The 16,878-nt window shown below is 62.9% G+C and carries 17 protein-coding genes; 5 read left to right on the top strand and 12 right to left on the bottom strand.

Annotated features, from left to right (window positions below; translation table 11 throughout):
* Nucleotides 1-70: 70 nt before the first annotated feature.
* Nucleotides 71-1,036, top strand: a complete 966-nt coding sequence (locus FJW04_RS28445; RefSeq protein ID WP_140718121.1) for a DMT family transporter — start codon at nt 71-73, stop codon at nt 1,034-1,036.
* Here the strand turns inward: FJW04_RS28445 and FJW04_RS28440 are convergent, their stop codons facing one another.
* The 3 genes from FJW04_RS28440 to FJW04_RS28430 form a co-directional block, all read right to left on the bottom strand.
* Entirely contained in the window at nt 1,037-1,840 is an 804-nt protein-coding gene (locus tag FJW04_RS28440; RefSeq protein ID WP_140718119.1) for a helix-turn-helix transcriptional regulator, read from the bottom strand. It lies immediately after the preceding gene.
* A 53-nt stretch (nt 1,841-1,893) separates the two neighbouring features.
* Nucleotides 1,894-2,763: a uracil-DNA glycosylase gene (locus tag FJW04_RS28435; protein WP_015318611.1), complete on the bottom strand. Its 870-nt coding sequence runs from the start codon at nt 2,761-2,763 to the stop codon at nt 1,894-1,896.
* Between the two features lie 90 nt (nt 2,764-2,853).
* Nucleotides 2,854-3,498 carry a hypothetical protein gene (locus tag FJW04_RS28430; RefSeq protein ID WP_015318610.1) on the bottom strand — a complete coding sequence of 215 codons (645 nt, stop codon included), beginning with the start codon at nt 3,496-3,498 and terminating at the stop codon, nt 2,854-2,856.
* Nucleotides 3,499-3,718: 220 nt separating this feature from the next.
* Here FJW04_RS28430 and FJW04_RS28425 point away from each other — a divergent pair, with 220 nt between their 5' ends.
* Nucleotides 3,719-5,398 (top strand): electron transfer flavoprotein-ubiquinone oxidoreductase, encoded by a 1,680-nt coding sequence (locus FJW04_RS28425; RefSeq protein ID WP_140718117.1) that lies wholly within the window; start codon nt 3,719-3,721, stop codon nt 5,396-5,398.
* Nucleotides 5,399-5,535: 137 nt separating this feature from the next.
* Nucleotides 5,536-6,132 (top strand): DUF922 domain-containing protein, encoded by a 597-nt coding sequence (locus FJW04_RS28420; protein ID WP_140718115.1) that lies wholly within the window; start codon nt 5,536-5,538, stop codon nt 6,130-6,132.
* A gap of 64 nt (nt 6,133-6,196) precedes the next feature.
* Here the strand turns inward: FJW04_RS28420 and FJW04_RS28415 are convergent, their stop codons facing one another.
* From FJW04_RS28415 to FJW04_RS28400, 5 genes are all read right to left on the bottom strand, one after another.
* A complete protein-coding gene (locus tag FJW04_RS28415) occupies nt 6,197-7,207 on the bottom strand; it encodes an endonuclease/exonuclease/phosphatase family protein (protein ID WP_181173079.1) in 1,011 nt (336 codons plus the stop codon).
* A gap of 146 nt (nt 7,208-7,353) precedes the next feature.
* Nucleotides 7,354-8,814 (bottom strand): AMP nucleosidase, encoded by a 1,461-nt coding sequence (locus tag FJW04_RS28410; protein WP_246674050.1) that lies wholly within the window; start codon nt 8,812-8,814, stop codon nt 7,354-7,356.
* Nucleotides 8,815-8,931: 117 nt separating this feature from the next.
* Complete coding sequence (locus FJW04_RS28405) at nt 8,932-9,126, bottom strand: hypothetical protein (protein ID WP_015318605.1); 195 nt, start codon at nt 9,124-9,126, stop codon at nt 8,932-8,934.
* Nucleotides 9,127-9,166: 40 nt separating this feature from the next.
* Entirely contained in the window at nt 9,167-9,322 is a 156-nt protein-coding gene (locus FJW04_RS30125) for a hypothetical protein (protein ID WP_181166393.1), read from the bottom strand.
* A 208-nt stretch (nt 9,323-9,530) separates the two neighbouring features.
* A complete protein-coding gene (locus FJW04_RS28400; protein WP_140618524.1) occupies nt 9,531-9,872 on the bottom strand; it encodes a DUF2147 domain-containing protein in 342 nt (113 codons plus the stop codon).
* Between the two features lie 439 nt (nt 9,873-10,311).
* Here FJW04_RS28400 and FJW04_RS28395 point away from each other — a divergent pair, with 439 nt between their 5' ends.
* Together FJW04_RS28395 and FJW04_RS28390 are read left to right on the top strand one after the other, a co-directional pair.
* The gene (locus FJW04_RS28395; RefSeq protein ID WP_010915070.1) at nt 10,312-10,578 is read left to right on the top strand and encodes a sel1 repeat family protein; all 267 of its coding nucleotides are present in this window, start codon (nt 10,312-10,314) and stop codon (nt 10,576-10,578) included.
* A 427-nt stretch (nt 10,579-11,005) separates the two neighbouring features.
* A complete protein-coding gene (locus FJW04_RS28390) occupies nt 11,006-12,127 on the top strand; it encodes a branched-chain amino acid ABC transporter substrate-binding protein (protein WP_140718108.1) in 1,122 nt (373 codons plus the stop codon).
* 81 nt (nt 12,128-12,208) lie between these two features.
* On the opposite strand, the gene FJW04_RS28385 is transcribed toward FJW04_RS28390, so the two are convergent.
* From FJW04_RS28385 to FJW04_RS28370, 4 genes are all read right to left on the bottom strand, one after another.
* Nucleotides 12,209-14,194 (bottom strand): acetyl/propionyl/methylcrotonyl-CoA carboxylase subunit alpha, encoded by a 1,986-nt coding sequence (locus tag FJW04_RS28385; RefSeq protein ID WP_140718105.1) that lies wholly within the window; start codon nt 14,192-14,194, stop codon nt 12,209-12,211.
* Between the two features lie 49 nt (nt 14,195-14,243).
* The gene (locus FJW04_RS28380; protein ID WP_181173077.1) at nt 14,244-14,618 is read right to left on the bottom strand and encodes a hypothetical protein; all 375 of its coding nucleotides are present in this window, start codon (nt 14,616-14,618) and stop codon (nt 14,244-14,246) included.
* Between the two features lie 120 nt (nt 14,619-14,738).
* Nucleotides 14,739-15,269 carry an O-acetyl-ADP-ribose deacetylase gene (locus FJW04_RS28375; protein ID WP_140718103.1) on the bottom strand — a complete coding sequence of 177 codons (531 nt, stop codon included), beginning with the start codon at nt 15,267-15,269 and terminating at the stop codon, nt 14,739-14,741.
* 1 nt (nt 15,270) lies between these two features.
* Complete coding sequence (locus FJW04_RS28370) at nt 15,271-16,878, bottom strand: carboxyl transferase domain-containing protein (RefSeq protein ID WP_140718101.1); 1,608 nt, start codon at nt 16,876-16,878, stop codon at nt 15,271-15,273.

Below are 16,878 nucleotides of genomic sequence, written 5' to 3'. Positions count from 1 at the left end.
ATAATTTCCCGTTCTGCCATTTCGAGAACCGCAACGTGCCCTCGACCGCGGGCAGAGACGCATTGCCAAAGTGACATCAGGAGCGGGGGCGCAACCAGAGACGGCGCTCGGCCACGGTACGCTGAGAGGCATCGTGCTGAAGATCGTCTCCGTGGCGGTATTTGTCGGCATGCAAACCTGTATCAAGGCGGCGGGCGATGTGCCTGCCGGGCAGATCGTCTTCTTCCGTTCCTTCTTCGCCATCTTCCCGATCATTGTCTTCCTGACGTTGAAGGGACATCTGGCCACGGCATTCGTCACGAAACGCCCCTTCAACCACGTCGCGCGTGGCGTCGTCGGCGTCGGTGCCATGGGGCTCGGCTTTTTCGCGCTCACCAGGCTGCCTCTTCCCGAGGCGATCACCCTGAACTATGCACAGCCGCTGCTGGTCGTGGTGTTCTCCTCGGTCTTCCTTGGCGAGACGATCCGCGTCTATCGCTGGAGCGCTGTCGCGATCGGCCTCATTGGCGTGCTCGTCATTTCCTGGCCGGAGCTGACGCTGCTCAATTCGGATGAAGGTCTCGACGACCAGGAGGTCCTGGGCGTCATGGCCGCGCTGGCGGCCGCGGCAATCTCCGCTGTCGCCATGCTGTTGGTGCGCAATCTCGTGCAGACGGAGAAGACGGCGACCATCGTGCTATGGTTCTCGTCGACGGCGAGCGTGCTCTCGCTGTTGACGCTGCCCTTCGGCTGGCAGTCGCTGACGCCAATACAAGCCACGTTGCTCATCCTCGCCGGCTTTTGTGGCGGGCTCGGCCAGATTTTGATGACCGCGGCCTATCGTCATGCCGAAGCCTCGGTCGTGGCGCCTTTCGAATACACCTCGATGATCCTCGGCGTCGTCGTCGGCTATTTCGTTTTCGGCGACGTGACCTCGCCCGGCACGCTGGTCGGTGGCGTGATCGTGGTCGCCGCCGGCATCTTCATCATCTGGCGCGAACGGCAGCTGGGTCTGGAGCGGACGCGCACCCGCAAAGCTGCGCTGCCGCAAGGGTGATCAGGACCGTTCCTTCGCCAAGCGTACCAGCATCGCCCGTGTCTGCTCATCGGCCGGGAAAAAGGATTCGATCGCCAGTTCCGAAAGGGTGACATCCAGTGGCGTGCCAAACACGGTGATGGTGCTGATGAAGGAAAGCACCGTATCGCCATGGGCAAGCCGCAGCGGATGCACGATCGCATTCGGCTCGACCGGCGCCGGCCGGCTGCTCTGCAGGCCAGAGGGATAACCGCGAAGCTCTTGCTCCAATGCCACCAGCACCGGGTCACCGGCGGCATCGTTCTGATGTTTCAGCCGTTCGAGCAGGTGGGTGCGCCATTCCTGGAGGTTCACGATCCGCGGCGCGACACCACCTGGGTGCAGGCTGAGCCGCAGCACATTGACGGGTGGCTGGAGCAGAGAGGGCTCGGAAACATCGGCCAGGAATGGCCCGATCGCCGTGTTCGCCGCAACCAGGTTCCAGTGCCAGTCCACCGCCAATGCCGGAAACGGCTCATGCCCCTTGAGCACCATCTCGACCGCCGCCATTGCCGGTGCCAGCGTCGTGTCGGTGAGCGGCCGTTCGCTGAAGCTCGGCGCGAAGCCCGCGGCCAGCAGCAATTGATTGCGCTGCCGCAGCGGGATCGCAAGCTGCTCGGCCAGATGCAGCACCATGTCGCGCGAGGGCGCGGCACGCCCGCTTTCGACGAAGGAGAGATGCCGTTGCGAGATTTCGGCCTCCATGGCGAGGTCGAGCTGGCTCATGCGACGTCGCGTGCGCCATTCGCGGATCAGGCTACCGGCGGAGGTTTGGGGCGGTGTCATGCAGGACGACTAGGCTGACGCTGAATGTATTTCAATTACCTGCAAGGTCATCGTTAGCTCACTTCCCGCAGCTTCGCCTTCACTTCGAGAAAATCCCGCCATGCGAGCTTCTTGTGCGCGGGGGTGCGCAAGAGATAGGCCGGGTGCAGTGTCGGCATGGCTGGAATGGCAATGCCGGAACCCGTGGTGTGGACGCGCCAGTTGCCGCGCAGCCGCAGGATTCCTTCCGAGGTGTTGAGCAAGGTCTTGGCCGACGGGCCGCCGAGATTGATCAGCACCTTGGGATTGACCAGCTCGATCTGACGCTCGATGAACGGCCGGCAGATCTCGGTCTCGTGCGGCGTCGGCGTGCGGTTGCCGGGTGGGCGCCAGGGAATGACATTGGCGATGTAGACCGAGCTACGGTCGAGGCCGATCGCCGCCAGCATCCGGTCGAGCAGGCGGCCCGAGCGCCCGACGAACGGCAGTCCTTCAATGTCCTCGTCACGGCCTGGGGCTTCACCGACCAGCATGACAGCCGCTTGCGGGTTGCCGTCGGCGAATACCAGGTTCTTGGCCGTCGCCTTGAGATTGCAGCCCTCGAAAGCTGCCATGTGCTGGCGCAGCTCGTCCAGGGTCGTCGCCGTCATTGCCAGTTGGCGTGCCAGCGCCGCCTGCGCTTCGTCGGGCACGGCCGAGGTGGGCGGGCGCGGGGCCGGAGCATCCGGCAAGGCGCGCGCATCGAGGCGCGGTGGACCCGTGGCCGGCTCCGGTGCCTTGCTTTCGCGTGGCGCCGCCGCCGGCGTGCGCTCCGCCGGCTTCGGCACGGCCTCCGCGAACCGATTGACCGGCGCATCCTCCAACGCCTCGTCAACACCCGCGCTGGCATAGAAGGCGAGCAGATCGGCCAAATCGACCGGATTGTTGGGAGAGGCGGCAGTCATGGCCGCACCATCGTCCGGGCGGGATCAATTTGCAACCTCGGCGAAGTCGGTCGCGGCAGCCAATCCCGCTTGCCAAGGTGAGGTCGCGGTCTAGCCAGTGGGTATGCGTGGATCCTGAACCAAATAGAAGGTCCATCGCGGCGTGTAGTCGGTCATCAGGAATTCGAAGCTGGCGGTCTTCAGCGGGTCCACCTTGCCGTTTTTGAACAGCAGCCGGTCATAGGGCTCGAAATCGCGGTCGAAATCGGCGAAATTGCTCGACCAGATATTGTCGGGCGTCTTGTTGCGCTGGTCGAACGAAAGCCCGTCTCCGAACACGCTTGGCTGGTCCAGTATTTCCTGAAGCTCGAACTGGAACTCGATCCAGGCCTGGCCGCTGTTGTTGAGCACGTCAATGCGCATATACATGATGCCATTGGCGAACTCGCCTGCTCTGCCGAATGCCTGGATCGGCTTTGTGGTGCGGATGGTCAGCGTCACGGGTGTCGCCGAATTCAGCTCTTCGGTGATGACCAGCGGATCGTCCTTGGTTCCGATGCCGGAGGCTCCGGTGATGCGGAAACCGCCAAGCTCGTCGGAAAACGAGTATGCGCCTGTCGCCCAGACCTTCACTTCATCCGCGACGGCATGACACGGGCTCGACGCCAGAAGGGCCAAAATAAGCGCCCGGCAGGCCCGGCCGGGCGTTGATGGAAAGCGCGTCGAAGAGAAGCCGCCTGGCCCGGGAATGCGCATGGCGGGAAGTATGGCCGATAAGCAAGCCGTCGAACAATAAAAAACGCAAGCCTCGCGGGCCGCGCCGCGTGGAAATGGCCTCTCTGCCGCGCAAAGCGCGACTTTTTGGCCAAATCGGCATTGTCACGTATGCGCCGGTTTCCTGTCGCCAATTGATGCGCTATGCAGCGCAGGAGCCAGCAAGATACGCCAACGGCGGCAAGCCAGTGCGGAGGGGTTGATGAGCGATATCGAACGCGAAAGCATGGAATTCGACGTGGTCATCGTCGGTGCCGGACCGGCCGGCCTTGCCGCGGCCATCCGCCTCAAGCAGGTCAATCCCGAGCTCTCCGTCGTCGTGCTGGAAAAGGGCGGCGAAGTCGGCGCCCACATCCTGTCGGGGGCCGTCGTCGATCCGATCGGCATCGACCGGTTGCTGCCTGGCTGGCGCGAGGAGGATGGTCATCCCTTCAAGACGCCGGTCACTGCGGACCATTTCCTGGTGCTCGGCCCCGCCGGTTCGTTCCGCCTGCCCAACATCTTCATGCCGCCGCTGATGAACAACCACGGCAACTATATCGTCTCGCTCGGCAACGTCTGCCGCTGGCTGGCTGGCAAGGCCGAGGCGCTCGGCGTCGAGATCTACCCAGGCTTTGCCGCGGCCGGCCTGCTCTACAATGAAGAAGGTGCCGTCACCGGCGTCGTCACCGGAGACATGGGCGTCGAGAAGGACGGCACGCATGGTCCAGGCTTCGCGCCGGGCATGGCGTTGATGGGCAAATATGTGCTGATCGGCGAAGGCGCGCGCGGTTCGCTGGCCAAGCAGTTGATCGCTAGATATAAACTCTCCGATGGCCGCGAGCCCGGCAAATACGGCATCGGCCTCAAGGAACTCTGGCAGGTCAAACCGGAGAACCATCGGCCGGGTCTGGTGCAGCATTCCTTCGGCTGGCCGCTGGACATGAAGACTGGCGGCGGTTCGTTCCTCTATCATCTGGAGGATAATCAGGTGGCGGTCGGCTTCGTCCTCCACCTCAATTACAAGAATCCCTATCTGTCGCCTTTCGAGGAATTCCAGCGCTTCAAGACCCATCCGGCGATCGCGGGCACGTTCGACGGCGCCAAGCGCCTGGGCTACGGCGCGCGCGCCATAACCGAGGGCGGCTGGCAGTCGGTGCCGAAATTATCGTTCCCGGGCGGTGCGCTGATGGGGTGCGCGGCGGGCTTCGTCAACGTGCCGCGCATCAAGGGCTCCCACAATGCGGTGCTGTCGGGGATGCTGGCGGCCGAGCATGTCGCCGAGGCGATCGGCGCCGGCCGTACCAACGACGAGCTTTCCGCCTATGAGGATGCCTGGCGGGCGACCGACATCGGCAAGGACCTGAAGAAGGTGCGCAACGTCAAGCCGCTGTGGTCGCGCTTCGGCACCATCATCGGCGTCAGCCTCGGCGGCCTCGACATGTGGCTGAACACGCTGTTCGGCGTCTCGCCCTTCGGCACGCTGAAGCACGGCAAGGCCGACTATGCCACGCTCGAGCCGGCCGCCAAGCACAAGAAGATCGTCTATCCGAAGCCGGATGGCGTGCTGACCTTCGACCGCCTCTCCTCGGTGTTCCTATCCAACACCAATCACGAGGAAAACGAGCCGGTCCATCTGCTGGTCGGCGACATGGACCTGCAGAAACGCTCGGAACATGATGTCTTTGCCGGACCTTCCACACGCTATTGCCCGGCCGGCGTCTACGAATGGGTCGACAAGGATGGCAACGCCGCCGCCGATCCGCAGGCGAAGGATGTGCGCTTCGTCATCAACGCGCAGAACTGCGTCCACTGCAAGACCTGCGACATCAAGGACCCGAACCAGAACATCGACTGGGTGCCCCCGCAAGGCGGTGAAGGACCGGTCTACCAGGGCATGTGACCCCTGCGCCGCCGCGCCGTCCAGGGCGCGGCAGCAAAATTGCAGCGCAGTTCTGGCTGCGAGAGCATGCAGCGCAGCAGAACCGTTGAAACTATCACCGGCTTATGGTTCCCTTCTCCGGGACAAGGAGAAGGCCGATGCGCCGGACAGTTCTGACATGCCTCGCCGTCATCGGGACACTGTGCGCGCCTGAGGCCTTTGCCGGCACCAGGGCAATCGTCCAGACGCGGACCTACGACATCACGGGAAACTCGGGTACGGCCTTCATCGACGCGATGGACAGCAAGGGGCCCAAGCATGGCTTCATGACGCATGCCATCGCCACAACCGCCTATACGGTCGACTGGGATCTCGGCGGAGGTCAGGACAACGGCGTCTGCCGGCTGCGGCGGGTCAACGGCACGCTCAATCTGTTCTACACCTTCCCTCGCGTTGGCTCGCCCATGGCGCCGACGTTGAAGAGGCGTTGGAACAGGTTTTTCGCGGGTGTTCGCGCCCATGAGGAAACACATGGGCGCATCGCCAGGGAGATGATGCGCGTGACAGAAAGGTCGATAACTGGCCTGCGGGTCGCCAACGACCCGTCGTGCGACAAGGCGCGCCGCGAGGCTCGGCTTCGCATCAAGGCCGTTTATGCAGAATATGAGGCGAGGCAAAACGCCTTCGATCGGCGCGAGCATAGCGATGGCGGCCATGTCGAACATCTGATCGCTGCCCTGATCGGGAAACCTTGAACGAAGCAATCCGTTCGCCATCTCAACGCTTCGCCGCGGCGCGGGTGCTCCACTCGTTGACGTGTCAGCCGTGCGGCTCAGCAGGCAAATCGTGCGCCGCGAGCGCGGTGGCGTGCCCATCCTCAGGCTGTTTCTCATCGGACCGGACCGAGAATTCGACCAGCACCGGCAGGTGGTCGGAGCCGGCATCTTCCAGCCGCGTCGAAGACAGGATCGTCACGCCGCCTTTGCTGAACACCTGATCGATCGGCAGGCCGGCATAGCGGCGCAGGAAGTCCGGCAGCGTCCGATGGATCCAGGTCGGGCCGGCGGAAGGTATGAGTGTCAGCCCGCCGAGAGCCGCGACTCGCCGCACCGCGGCACTCCACGGCACGGCGTTGCAATCGCCTGCCATGATCGCGGTCTCGCCGAGCGCGGCCAGTGGCTGCGCCAGTTCGCCGATCTGCCAGTATTGCTCCTTCGGCCAGGGCCAGCTCAAATGAATCGCGGCGACATCGACATCGGTGCCGCCGAAGTCGACCGTTGCGATGGCCATCGCGCCGCGCGGCTCGCAGCGCGGCGCGGCGTCGGCGGCAAAGGGCCGGCGCGACAGCAGCGCCACGCCGAACATGCCGTTTGGGTAGGGGCAGAGGATTCGGTAGGGATAGGCGCTGGCGATGTAGCCAAGCTCGGTCGTCCACATCTGCGACACCTCGTCGAGCGTGATCACGTCCGGATTGGCGCGGCCGATCAGTGAGAGCACTTTCTTCGGTGTCGGGTTGTTGAAGCGCAGATTCATCTGCAGCAGGCTGTAGACGATCTGGCCGGTCGGCTTGGCGACCGCCTGTTGTGGCCACCATTTGGGCAGCGCACCCGTCGTTGTGGCCAAGCATGAAATGGCAAAAAGCAGCCCAGCCGCGGCTTGCAGCCGAAACGAGCTGGCGAGCAGCGGCAGTGCCAGCAGTGCCATCAACACGCTGAGATGAATGCGGAAATGCGAGAAGGAATCGAACGCCGGGTGCAGTGCGCCGAAAAATCCGGCCAACAAAGCGGCCGACAATGCCGTCATCGCCAGGAATGCCAGCCCAGCCGTCATGTTCAAGCGCGCGCCTGTTGCCATTGAGGTCGTGTCTGCGAGGTTGTATCCGCTGAATGCCGCCTGTCGGTCCGTTGGATTTGCTTATCGGCCAAATTGCGGCCTGAGCAAGACGACGAATTGCCTCGCCGAGGCTTCGCGGTCGCCTACTGGAATGCCGTTTCCGAAAAGCTCCGGAGCTTGCGCGAATGCAGCCGCTCCATCGGCATCTCCGCCAGCTTCTCCATCGCCCTGATGCCGATAGTCAGGTGCTGCGCCACCTGCCGCTTGTAGAATTCGGTTGCCATGCCAGGCAGCTTCAACTCGCCATGCAGCGGCTTGTCGGAAACGCACAGCAGCGTGCCGTAGGGGACGCGGAAGCGGAAGCCATTGGCGGCGATGGTCGCCGATTCCATGTCGAGCGCAATGGCGCGCGACTGCGACAGGCGCTGCACCGGTCCGCGCTGGTCGCGCAGTTCCCAGTTGCGGTTGTCGATGGTGGCGACGGTGCCGGTACGCATGATGCGCTTCAAATCATAGCCCGACAGGCCGGTGACCTCGGCGACGGCTTCCTGCAGCGCGACCTGGATCTCGGCCAGCGGCGGGATCGGCACCCAGACTGGAAGATCGTCGTCCAGCACGTGGTCCTCGCGCACATAGGCATGCGCGAGCACATAGTCGCCGAGCGCCTGGGTGTTGCGCAGCCCGGCGCAGTGACCAAGCATCACCCAGGCATGTGGCCGAAGCACCGCGATATGATCGGTGATGGTCTTGGCGTTGGAAGGACCCACGCCGATATTGACCATGGTGATGCCGCCATGGTTCGGCTTCTTCAGATGGTAGGCAGGCATCTGCGGCAGGCGCTGTGGCGCTACGCCTTCGCTGGGCGCGCTCTGCCCGGCCCGGGTGATAACGTTGCCAGGTTCGACAAATTCCGTGTAGCCGTCACCGCCCTTTTCCATCAGGTCGCGGGCGCGGGCGACGAACTCGTCGATATAGAATTGATAGTTGGTGAACAGCACGAAGTTCTGGAAATGCTGCGGGCTGGTTGCGGTGTAGTGCGTCATGCGGTGCAGCGAATAGTCGATGCGCTGCGCCGTGAACGGCGCCAGCGGCCGGGGCTCGCCGAAGGCCACTTCGAACGTGCCATTGGCGATCTGATCGTCGGTGCCGTCGAGATCCGGCACGTCGAACAGGTCGCGGATCGGCCGCTTGATGCGTTCGGCAGCGGCGCCGTCGACATAGGTGCCTTCCAGGAAAGCGAAATGCAGCGGGATCGGCGTGGTCGATTCCGAGACGGTTACCGACACGCCGTGATTGCGCATGATCAGCCGAAGCTGCTCGATGAGGTAGGTCTCGAACAGGTCCGGCTGGGTAACCGTGGTGGCGAAATGCCCTGGTGTTGGCATGTGGCCATAGGCTTGGCGCGAGTCGACCTGGGTGAACGAACTCGTGGTGACGCCGATCTCGGGGTAGAAGGCCCGGTAGCGCTTGCTGCTGTCGCCGCCGGCGGCTAGGGCCGCGAAGGAATCGCGCAGAAACTTGGTATTGCGGTCGTAGAGCACCTGCAGCGCGGCAACGGCCTTTTCGGCGTTATCGAAGCTTTGCCGGCCAAAGGGCTCGGGCATGACGACAGATTCGATGGCTTGGGGATAGATTCGCTTTTCCATGGCTCAATATAGAGACTTGGACGGGCGGTTGGGAGGGGGCTCGCCGCCGAAGGCGCTCAAAGCGCGCTTTTTTCTTCAACCCCGCTGCAGGCTGACCAGCAGCACGAACCCGACGCCGGACTTTCTGAGCGCCGGCGCCTCGATCGTCGAGCCGCTATCGGCGCGCATCATCGGCACCGCCAGGACCGGAGCGGCCAGAAGTATCAGGATGAGCGCCGCCCGCGGCAGGAGCCGGAGGGTCTTGGAGAGGTTGGCGGCGATGCGGTTCATGATCTCTGTGCTTTTCTTTTCGAGGTCCGGGTTCTCTGCTTCAGTGACGAAAATCGGTCGGGCAGGCGAGATGGCACATTCTGGTGGCGCCGTCCCAGGAGCGCGGGGAACGGCCCGCTTCGGCGACAAGGATGGCGAAGAACATTCCAAACAGGCTCATCAGCAGGCAGACGATGGTGAAGCGGCGAGCAAGCATTGGGTCCGTGTCTCCTTCAACACGCATGAGAATGCCCTGACGCCTCTGAACCGGCTCTGATGCCGGCGTTCATCTGCCGTTCAAATTGATTGAAGGGATGTTGACTGGGTTGCGGCAACCAGAATGCCGACCGAGCGCTGCCTGCTCATCGACAGAACGAAAACGGGGCCCGCCAGGCCCCGTCTAGAGATCACAAGGAAATGGTCGCCTAGAGTTTGTGCCAGGTCTGGCTCTTGCAGATCAGTCCGCCGAGCACGCAACCGCTCATCTTGAGCGAGGCGCCCGACAAGGTTGCCTTGCCCGAATAGGTCTTGTCATTTGCCGGATCGGTGATGTTGCCGGTGTATTTGTTGTCGCCGGCCGCCTTGAGCGAGCCGATGGTCTTGCCGGCATATTTGCCTGATTTGAGCGTGATGGAGAACGAGCTGCTGCCTGAAATGGCAGCGGTGTCGCCGGCTTGCGTTTTCCAGTTGCCCTCGATCGGATCGGCCCACGCCGCGCCGCTCAGGATCAAAGTGGCCGCCAGGGCCAGGCTCACTTTTCGAGACATGTCTTCCTCCCTTTGGATAGCCGGCCGGATGCTCCGCCTCGCCGGTCTGCCGCTTACGCAAACGTAAGCTAATCCAGCTTCCGTCAAAACGAAAGCGGTGCCGCGACGGAAGGTTTTGGCATTTCGAAAGCGCCTGAATTCGCCCTGTCGGCCCGGAAATGAAAACGACCAGCGCCTCGTGTTTGCTTTCTAGGGTTAGCAGAGTGTTGACCGCGCGCTCGAAAATTTTCGGCAAATTTGGCGAAAACCAGCTGAATTGCTGGCTTCGTATCCTTAACGAATTTTCGCGTTTACCTCTTGTTTTAGCTTTGTTTTCCTCAAATTAAGCACGCCATTTAACGACGGATTCAAGCCTGCGCGGCATTCTCGAAAGCATCGAAAGAGCGGCCCGGACAAGACGAACGGAGGCAGCTCTCGGGAGCCAGACAGGGGACTAAAAATGGCACGTTTTGAAATGCTTGAAGCAGGCTTCGGCGCCATGGGGGCAACTGCCCAGGCCGACATTCTTTTCGAATTGGGCATGATGTATGCGACCGGCCGCGATTGCGAAACCGACGTCGTTGCCGCCCACAAATGGTTCAACATCGCCGCCATCAAGGGATCGGCCCGCGCCGCCGAGTTGCGCTCGGAACTCTCGGCGGCCATGTCGAAGGTCGAGATCGCCAAGGCGCTGCGCGAAGCCCGCGAATGGATGACCATGCACTGAGTTCCGCCAGACGGAGACGCTCCGGCCAAGACCGCAGAAAGACGGTCGGGCCAACAGGGAAAAGGCTGCGCAGACAGCCAGGCCACGGCCATCGACAACGAGAATGCGGCACGCCGACAGGTCCAAGCCGCGCAACGGACCATGATCCCGAAGACTCCGGTTTTCGGAAGGATCATGGCCAACATGAAGACAGGGAAGGTGGGTTGGGTTCACAGCGCGGGGGCGCCGGGGAAACAGCCTGACCGGCAAAAAAAGCCACGACCGGCCGGAACAAGGCTGGCGTGGCTTTTTGCGTGGATGAGGCCGCGCAGGCCTAATCGAGTGGCGCCAATGCGCCTAGACAGGTCCGATGAAGGATGAAATTGTCCCGCCTCTCTGGAAGAAGCGCGGCCGGGCGGCCGCGCGTGAGTGGAGGAGTTCTATTGTCATGAAAAAAATGAGTGTTTTGAGCGCGGCCATTTTCGGCCTGATGATGAGCGCGCCGGTCGCGTTCGCCGATGACATCACCATCTCAGTGGTCGGCCCGATGACCGGACAGCTCGCCACCATCGGCGATCAGTTCAAGCAGGGCGCACAGGCCGCCGCCGATGCCATCAACGCGGCTGGCGGCGTCAACGGTTCCCAGATCAAGCTCGACATCGAGGACGACCAGTGCGATCCCAAGCAGGCGGTGTCGGTCGCCAATCGCATCGTCGCCAACAGCGTCAAGTTCATCGACGGGCATGCCTGCTCGGGTTCCAGCATTCCGGCCTCGGCGGTCTATGCCGAAGCCGGCGCGCTGATGATGAGCCCGGCTTCCTCGAACCCGGTGCTGACCGATGCGGCCGCCAAGGCCGGCTGGTCGACGATCATGCGTCTCTATACGCGTGACGACGCACAGGGCGCCTTCATCGGCCCGTGGATCGCCAAGAAATACGCCGGCAAGAACGTCGTCATCCTGCACGACAAGAGCGCTTACGGCCAGGGCGTGGCTGATGCCGTCAAGGCGACCATGAATACCGGTGGCCTCAAGGAGGTCTATTATGACGCCATCAACCCCGGCGAGAAGGACTATTCGGCGCTTGTCACCAAGCTGAAGGATCTCAAGGCCGATGTCGTCTATTTCGGCGGTTATCATCCTGAAGCTGGCCTGATCCTGCGTCAGTCGGCGGAACAGAATTTCAAGTTCCAGCTGATCATGCCGGACTCGATCGCTTCGCCGGAATTCTGGCAGGTTGCCGGCCCGGCCGGCGAGGGCACGATGTTCGTGTTCCCGTCGGATCCGCAGGCAAAGCCGGAAGCCAAGGCAGCCGTCGAGAAGATCAAGGCCGGCGGCTTCGTGCCGGAAGGCTTCACGCTGTTCTCCTATGCCGTGGTCCAGGCATTCGCCGAAGGCATCAAGCGTGCCGGCAGCGACGATCCGGCCAAGGTTGCCGAGGCGCTGAAGAATGGCACGGCGATCAGCACCGTTGTCGGCGACGTCACCTTCGACGAGAAGGGCGACCTCAAGAATGCCAGCTACGACATCAACCAGTGGCATGACGGCAAGTACGCGCCGATCGCGCAGTAATCGCCCTGGCAGTCGGGTACTCCAAGGGAATGGCCGGGTTCGTCCTGGCCATTTCCGTTTGCGGTCCGCGGTGCGCTCCTTCTATCCGCCGGCGGCCGCGGTGGACGCGTTCTGGTCCTCGGCGAACCGCACCAGCACTGTCCCGTCGGTGACCTGTGCGCCTTCCCCGGCGACCTCGGCGATCACCCCGTCATGCGGGGCGGCGATGGTGTGCTCCATCTTCATCGCCTCGAGGATCAGCAGAGGTTGTCCTTTGATCACAGCGTCGCCTTTCGCCACGCGCACAAGCTTGACCAGGCCCGGCATCGGTGCGCGCAGGCTGCCGGTGGCGGCGGCCGCTTCATCGCTCCTGGCCAAGGGGTCCGGCACCGCGAAAGTATAGCCGACGGCGCCTTCGAACACGGTGATGTGGCCAGGCCAGCGGGCGAGGCGGGGAACGGCGCGAATATCATGCGAATTGGTGTTGTCATAAAGCGCATCGAGCGCCACCTGGAAGCGCCCGTCCGATCGCACTGAAATCCTTGCCTGAATGGCTTCGTCGCCGAACGTCAGCCGCATGCGCCGCGCCACGCCGTGGAAATGCGCATAGCCGGCGAGTGCCGACCATGGGTCGTTCGAGGGCGGCAATGCTCCGGCACCCGAGGCCGCCAGGGCGGCAGCCGCGATGATCTCGCCGGTCGGCGGCGCGACCGCCGTCAGCGCCTCCTGGTGTCTGCCGATCAGGCCGGTATCGATGTCTTCAGCCGCAAAATCCAGATCGGCGGCAAGAGCGGCAAGAAAAGCGGTGTTGACGGTGGAGCCGGCAATCTCGGTTTGCGCGAGCGCGGTGCGGAGCGCTTCCAGCGCCTGCCGTCTGTCTCCGGCATGGACGACCAGCTTCGCGATCATCGGGTCGTAGTAGGGCGAGATGGCATCGCCAGCCCGCACGCCGGTCTCGATGCGCATTGTTGCCCCGTCGGGCGCCGCGTCGGGAAACTTCAGGTGGTGCAGCGTGCCTGTCGCCGGCAGAAACCCCTTGGCCGCATCCTCGGCATAGATGCGCGCCTCGAAAGCATGGCCGCAAAGCGTGATCTCGCTCTGCGTCTTCGGCAGTTTTTCGCCGCCGGCGACCCGTAACTGCCACTCGACGAGATCGGTGCCGGTGACCATCTCGGTGACCGGATGCTCGACCTGCAGCCGGGTGTTCATTTCCATGAACCAGAAGCGATCGGCCTCGAGGCCTTGCGAGGCGTCGACGATGAATTCGATGGTGCCGGCGCCGGAATAGTTGATTGCTCTGGCGGCTTTTACCGCCGCCTCGCTCATTGCCTTGCGCAAAGCCGGCGTCATGCCGGGGGCGGGGGCCTCCTCGATTACCTTCTGGTGGCGGCGTTGCGCCGAACAGTCGCGCTCGTAGAGATGCACCGCATTGCCGAAATTATCGCCGAACACCTGCACTTCGATATGGCGCGGCTTGTCGACATATTTCTCGACCAGCACGCGGTCGTCGCCGAAAGCGGCCTTTGCTTCGCGCCGGGCGCTGGAGAGTGCCTCGGAAAAGTCATCGGGATGCTCGACGCGGCGCATGCCCTTGCCGCCGCCGCCAGCGCGCGCCTTGATCAGCACGGGATAGCCGATCTCGCGGGCCTTTGACGCAAGCAGCACGATTTCCTGCGCCTCGCCATGATAGCCCGGAACGACCGGAACGCCGGCTTTTTCCATCAGCCGCTTGGCGGCGTCCTTCAACCCCATGGCGCGGATCGAGGTCGCCGACGGGCCGATGAAAATGAGGCCGGCCGCCACCACCTGGTCGACGAAATCGGGGTTTTCCGACAGGAAGCCGTAACCGGGATGGATAGCCTGCGCACCCGTGGCCAGGGCCGCGGCGACAATCCTGTCACCGCGCAGATAGCTCTCGCCGACGGGCGAAGGACCGATATGGACCGCCTCGTCGGCCATCTCGACATGCAGGGATCTCGCGTCGGCATCCGAATAGACGGCGACAGTGTGCACGCCGAGCTTGCGAGCCGTGCGGATGACGCGGCAAGCGATCTCGCCCCGATTGGCGATCAGGATTTTCGTGAACATGGAGCCTCCCGGGTCAGTATCGGGCGGCGCCATTTTGGCGGGCACCGGCCTATTTCGAAGCGGCGATCTCGCAGGCGCCGCCGGTGGTTACCTTGTAGTGCGCGCGCGTGGCCAGACAGGATTTCATAGCCAGTTCTTCCGCTGCCCTTTGTGACGGCGCGTTCAGATGCCCGCCGCAGATTATGTATGATGACATGATCCGGGCATAGGGCGTGGTGGCGTAGGCCGAATGGCCGCCGGCCCCCACATAGGCCTTGTAGGTCTTGGTACATGGATCTTTCGAGTTTCGGGGCAAATAGGGCGGGAAACGCTTGTCTCCCTCGCTTCCCGCCAGCGATCCGGTCACGCCCGCGCCATGCGCGGCGGTTAGCAGCAATGCCGAAAGTATTAAAGTAGACACATTCCGTGAATATTTCCGTTTCATTCTCACCCCATCCCCATTGCAAAGTGCAGCAGGAGCGATAGCGAATATTCTCCGGCGCCGCCAGAGCTGCGGGATGAGCTCGCGATTTCGTGAGCGAACGAAAGGCCTGGCCTATAAAATTCAATCTCCACCCAATGTTGCAAGATGTTGACGGTATAGTTCCGCCATCGCTTCGTCGAAGCAGCAGAAAACAACGATTTCGGGAAGCGCGTTGTGCTTGATGAAGTCATTGACCTCATAGACGGCGATTTCGGTCGCCTCGTCTTTCGGGTAGCGGTAAACACCGGTCGAGATCGCGGGAAACGCCACCGAACGGCAATCATTGGCGGTCGCGAGTTCCAGCGACCTGCGATAGCAAGAGGCCAGCAGCTCGGCTTCGCCCTTACCGCCGCCCTGCCAGACGGGCCCGACAGTATGGATGACGTGTCGAGCCGGCAGCTTGTAACCCCTGGTTATCTTGGCATCGCCGACCTTGCAGCCATTGAGCATCCGGCACTCGAATTCGAGCTCGCGGCCTGCCGCGCGATGAATGGCGCCGTCGACGCCGCCGCCACCAAGAAGCGAAGTGTTGGCGGCATTGACGATGGCGTCTACGTTGAGCTTCGTGATGTCCCCGGTGTGGACTTGGATCCTGTCTTGGGCCTTGCTCATCTCACATCCTGAACACGCCGAAGCGTGTCTCCTCGATCTCGGCGTTGAGCGCGGCGGACAGGCTGAGCGCCAGCACCTCGCGCGTCTTCGCCGGATCGATGATGCCGTCGTCCCAGAGGCGGGCGGACGAGTAGAGCGGATGGCCCTCATGCTCGTATTTCATCAGGATCGGCTTCTTGAATTTCGCTTCCTCCTCGGCGCTCCACTCGCCGCCCTTTCGCTCGATGCCTTCGCGCTTGACCATGGCGAGCACGGTTGCCGCCTGTTCGCCGCCCATCACCGAGATGCGCGCGTTCGGCCACATCCACAGGAAGCGCGGTGAGTAGGCGCGGCCGCACATGCCGTAGTTGCCGGCGCCGAATGAACCGCCGATGATGACGGTCACCTTCGGCACCCTGGCGGTCGCCACCGCCATCACCAGCTTGGCGCCGTCCTTGGCGATGCCGCCTGCCTCGTATTTGCGGCCGACCATAAAGCCGGTGATATTCTGAAGGAAAACCAGCGGAATCTTGCGCTGACAGCACAACTCGATGAAGTGCGCGCCCTTCAGCGCGCTTTCGGAAAACAGCACGCCATTGTTGGCGATGACGCCGACCGGCATGCCATGGAGGTGGGCGAAACCGGTGATCAGCGTGGTGCCGTAGTTCTGCTTGAACTCATCGAATTCGGAGCCGTCGACGATGCGCGCGATCACCTCGCGCACGTCATAGGGCTGGCGCAGGTCGGTCGGGACGATGCCATAGAGCTCATCCGCGGGATGAAGCGGCGGAATCGATTTCTGTAAGTTCAGGCCTACCGTCTTGTTTCGATTGAGGTTCTTGACGATACGCCGGCAAACGGCCAGCGCGTGCTCATCGTCCAGCGCATAGTGATCGGCGACGCCGGAAAGCCTGGTGTGTACATCCGCGCCGCCCAATTCCTCGGCGCTGACGTCTTCGCCGGTGGCCGCCTTCACCAGCGGCGGTCCGCCGAGGAAGATGGTCGCCTGGTTGCGCACCATGATCGTCTCGTCCGACATCGCCGGCACATAGGCGCCGCCAGCGGTGCAGGAGCCCATGACGCAGGCGATCTGCGGAACGCCGGCAGCCGACATGTTGGCCTGGTTGTAGAAGATGCGGCCGAAATGCTCGCGGTCGGGAAAGACCTCGTCCTGGTTGGGCAGATTGGCGCCGCCGCTGTCGACCAGATAGACGCATGGCAAATTGTTCTGCAGCGCGATCTCCTGCGCGCGCAGATGCTTCTTCACCGTCAGCGGATAGTAGGTGCCGCCCTTCACCGTGGCGTCGTTGACAACGACCATCACCTCGGTGCCCTCGACGCGGCCGATGCCGGCGATCAGGCCAGCCGACGCAATCTCCTCGCCATACATGGACCATGCCGCAAACTGGCCGATCTCGAGGAAGGGCGAACCGGTGTCCAGCAATTGCGCCAGGCGTTCGCGCGGCAGCAGCTTGCCACGACCGACATGGCGATCGCGGGCCTCATCCGAGCCGCCGCGCTCGACTGTCGTGGCCTTTTCAGCGATGTCGGCAACCAGAGCCCGCATGCGCTCGGCATTGGCACGGAAGGTTTCGGAGGAGGGCGAGATCTGGGTTTGGAGGATAGCCAT

The organism is Mesorhizobium sp. B2-7-3 (assembly GCF_006440715.1).
Taxonomy (GTDB): domain Bacteria; phylum Pseudomonadota; class Alphaproteobacteria; order Rhizobiales; family Rhizobiaceae; genus Mesorhizobium; species Mesorhizobium australicum.
This window is presented reverse-complemented; position numbering and strand designations above follow the sequence as displayed.

Bases quoted from the DNA above. Each gene is read 5' to 3' on its own strand.
- FJW04_RS28440 (WP_140718119.1), bottom strand. From the start codon at position 1,840: ATGACACCGCCCCAAACCTCCGCCGGTAGCCTGATCCGCGAATGGCGC.
- FJW04_RS28435 (WP_015318611.1), bottom strand. From the start codon at position 2,763: ATGACTGCCGCCTCTCCCAACAATCCGGTCGATTTGGCCGATCTGCTC.
- FJW04_RS28430 (WP_015318610.1), bottom strand. From the start codon at position 3,498: ATGCGCATTCCCGGGCCAGGCGGCTTCTCTTCGACGCGCTTTCCATCA.
- FJW04_RS28425 (WP_140718117.1), top strand. From the start codon at position 3,719: ATGAGCGATATCGAACGCGAAAGCATGGAATTCGACGTGGTCATCGTC.
- FJW04_RS28420 (WP_140718115.1), top strand. From the start codon at position 5,536: ATGCGCCGGACAGTTCTGACATGCCTCGCCGTCATCGGGACACTGTGC.
- FJW04_RS28415 (WP_181173079.1), bottom strand. From the start codon at position 7,207: ATGACGGCTGGGCTGGCATTCCTGGCGATGACGGCATTGTCGGCCGCT.
- FJW04_RS28410 (WP_246674050.1), bottom strand. From the start codon at position 8,814: ATGCCCGAGCCCTTTGGCCGGCAAAGCTTCGATAACGCCGAAAAGGCC.
- FJW04_RS28405 (WP_015318605.1), bottom strand. From the start codon at position 9,126: ATGAACCGCATCGCCGCCAACCTCTCCAAGACCCTCCGGCTCCTGCCG.
- FJW04_RS30125 (WP_181166393.1), bottom strand. From the start codon at position 9,322: ATGCTTGCTCGCCGCTTCACCATCGTCTGCCTGCTGATGAGCCTGTTT.
- FJW04_RS28400 (WP_140618524.1), bottom strand. From the start codon at position 9,872: ATGTCTCGAAAAGTGAGCCTGGCCCTGGCGGCCACTTTGATCCTGAGC.
- FJW04_RS28395 (WP_010915070.1), top strand. From the start codon at position 10,312: ATGGCACGTTTTGAAATGCTTGAAGCAGGCTTCGGCGCCATGGGGGCA.
- FJW04_RS28390 (WP_140718108.1), top strand. From the start codon at position 11,006: ATGAAAAAAATGAGTGTTTTGAGCGCGGCCATTTTCGGCCTGATGATG.
- FJW04_RS28385 (WP_140718105.1), bottom strand. From the start codon at position 14,194: ATGTTCACGAAAATCCTGATCGCCAATCGGGGCGAGATCGCTTGCCGC.
- FJW04_RS28380 (WP_181173077.1), bottom strand. From the start codon at position 14,618: ATGAAACGGAAATATTCACGGAATGTGTCTACTTTAATACTTTCGGCA.
- FJW04_RS28375 (WP_140718103.1), bottom strand. From the start codon at position 15,269: ATGAGCAAGGCCCAAGACAGGATCCAAGTCCACACCGGGGACATCACG.
- FJW04_RS28370 (WP_140718101.1), bottom strand. From the start codon at position 16,878: ATGGCTATCCTCCAAACCCAGATCTCGCCCTCCTCCGAAACCTTCCGT.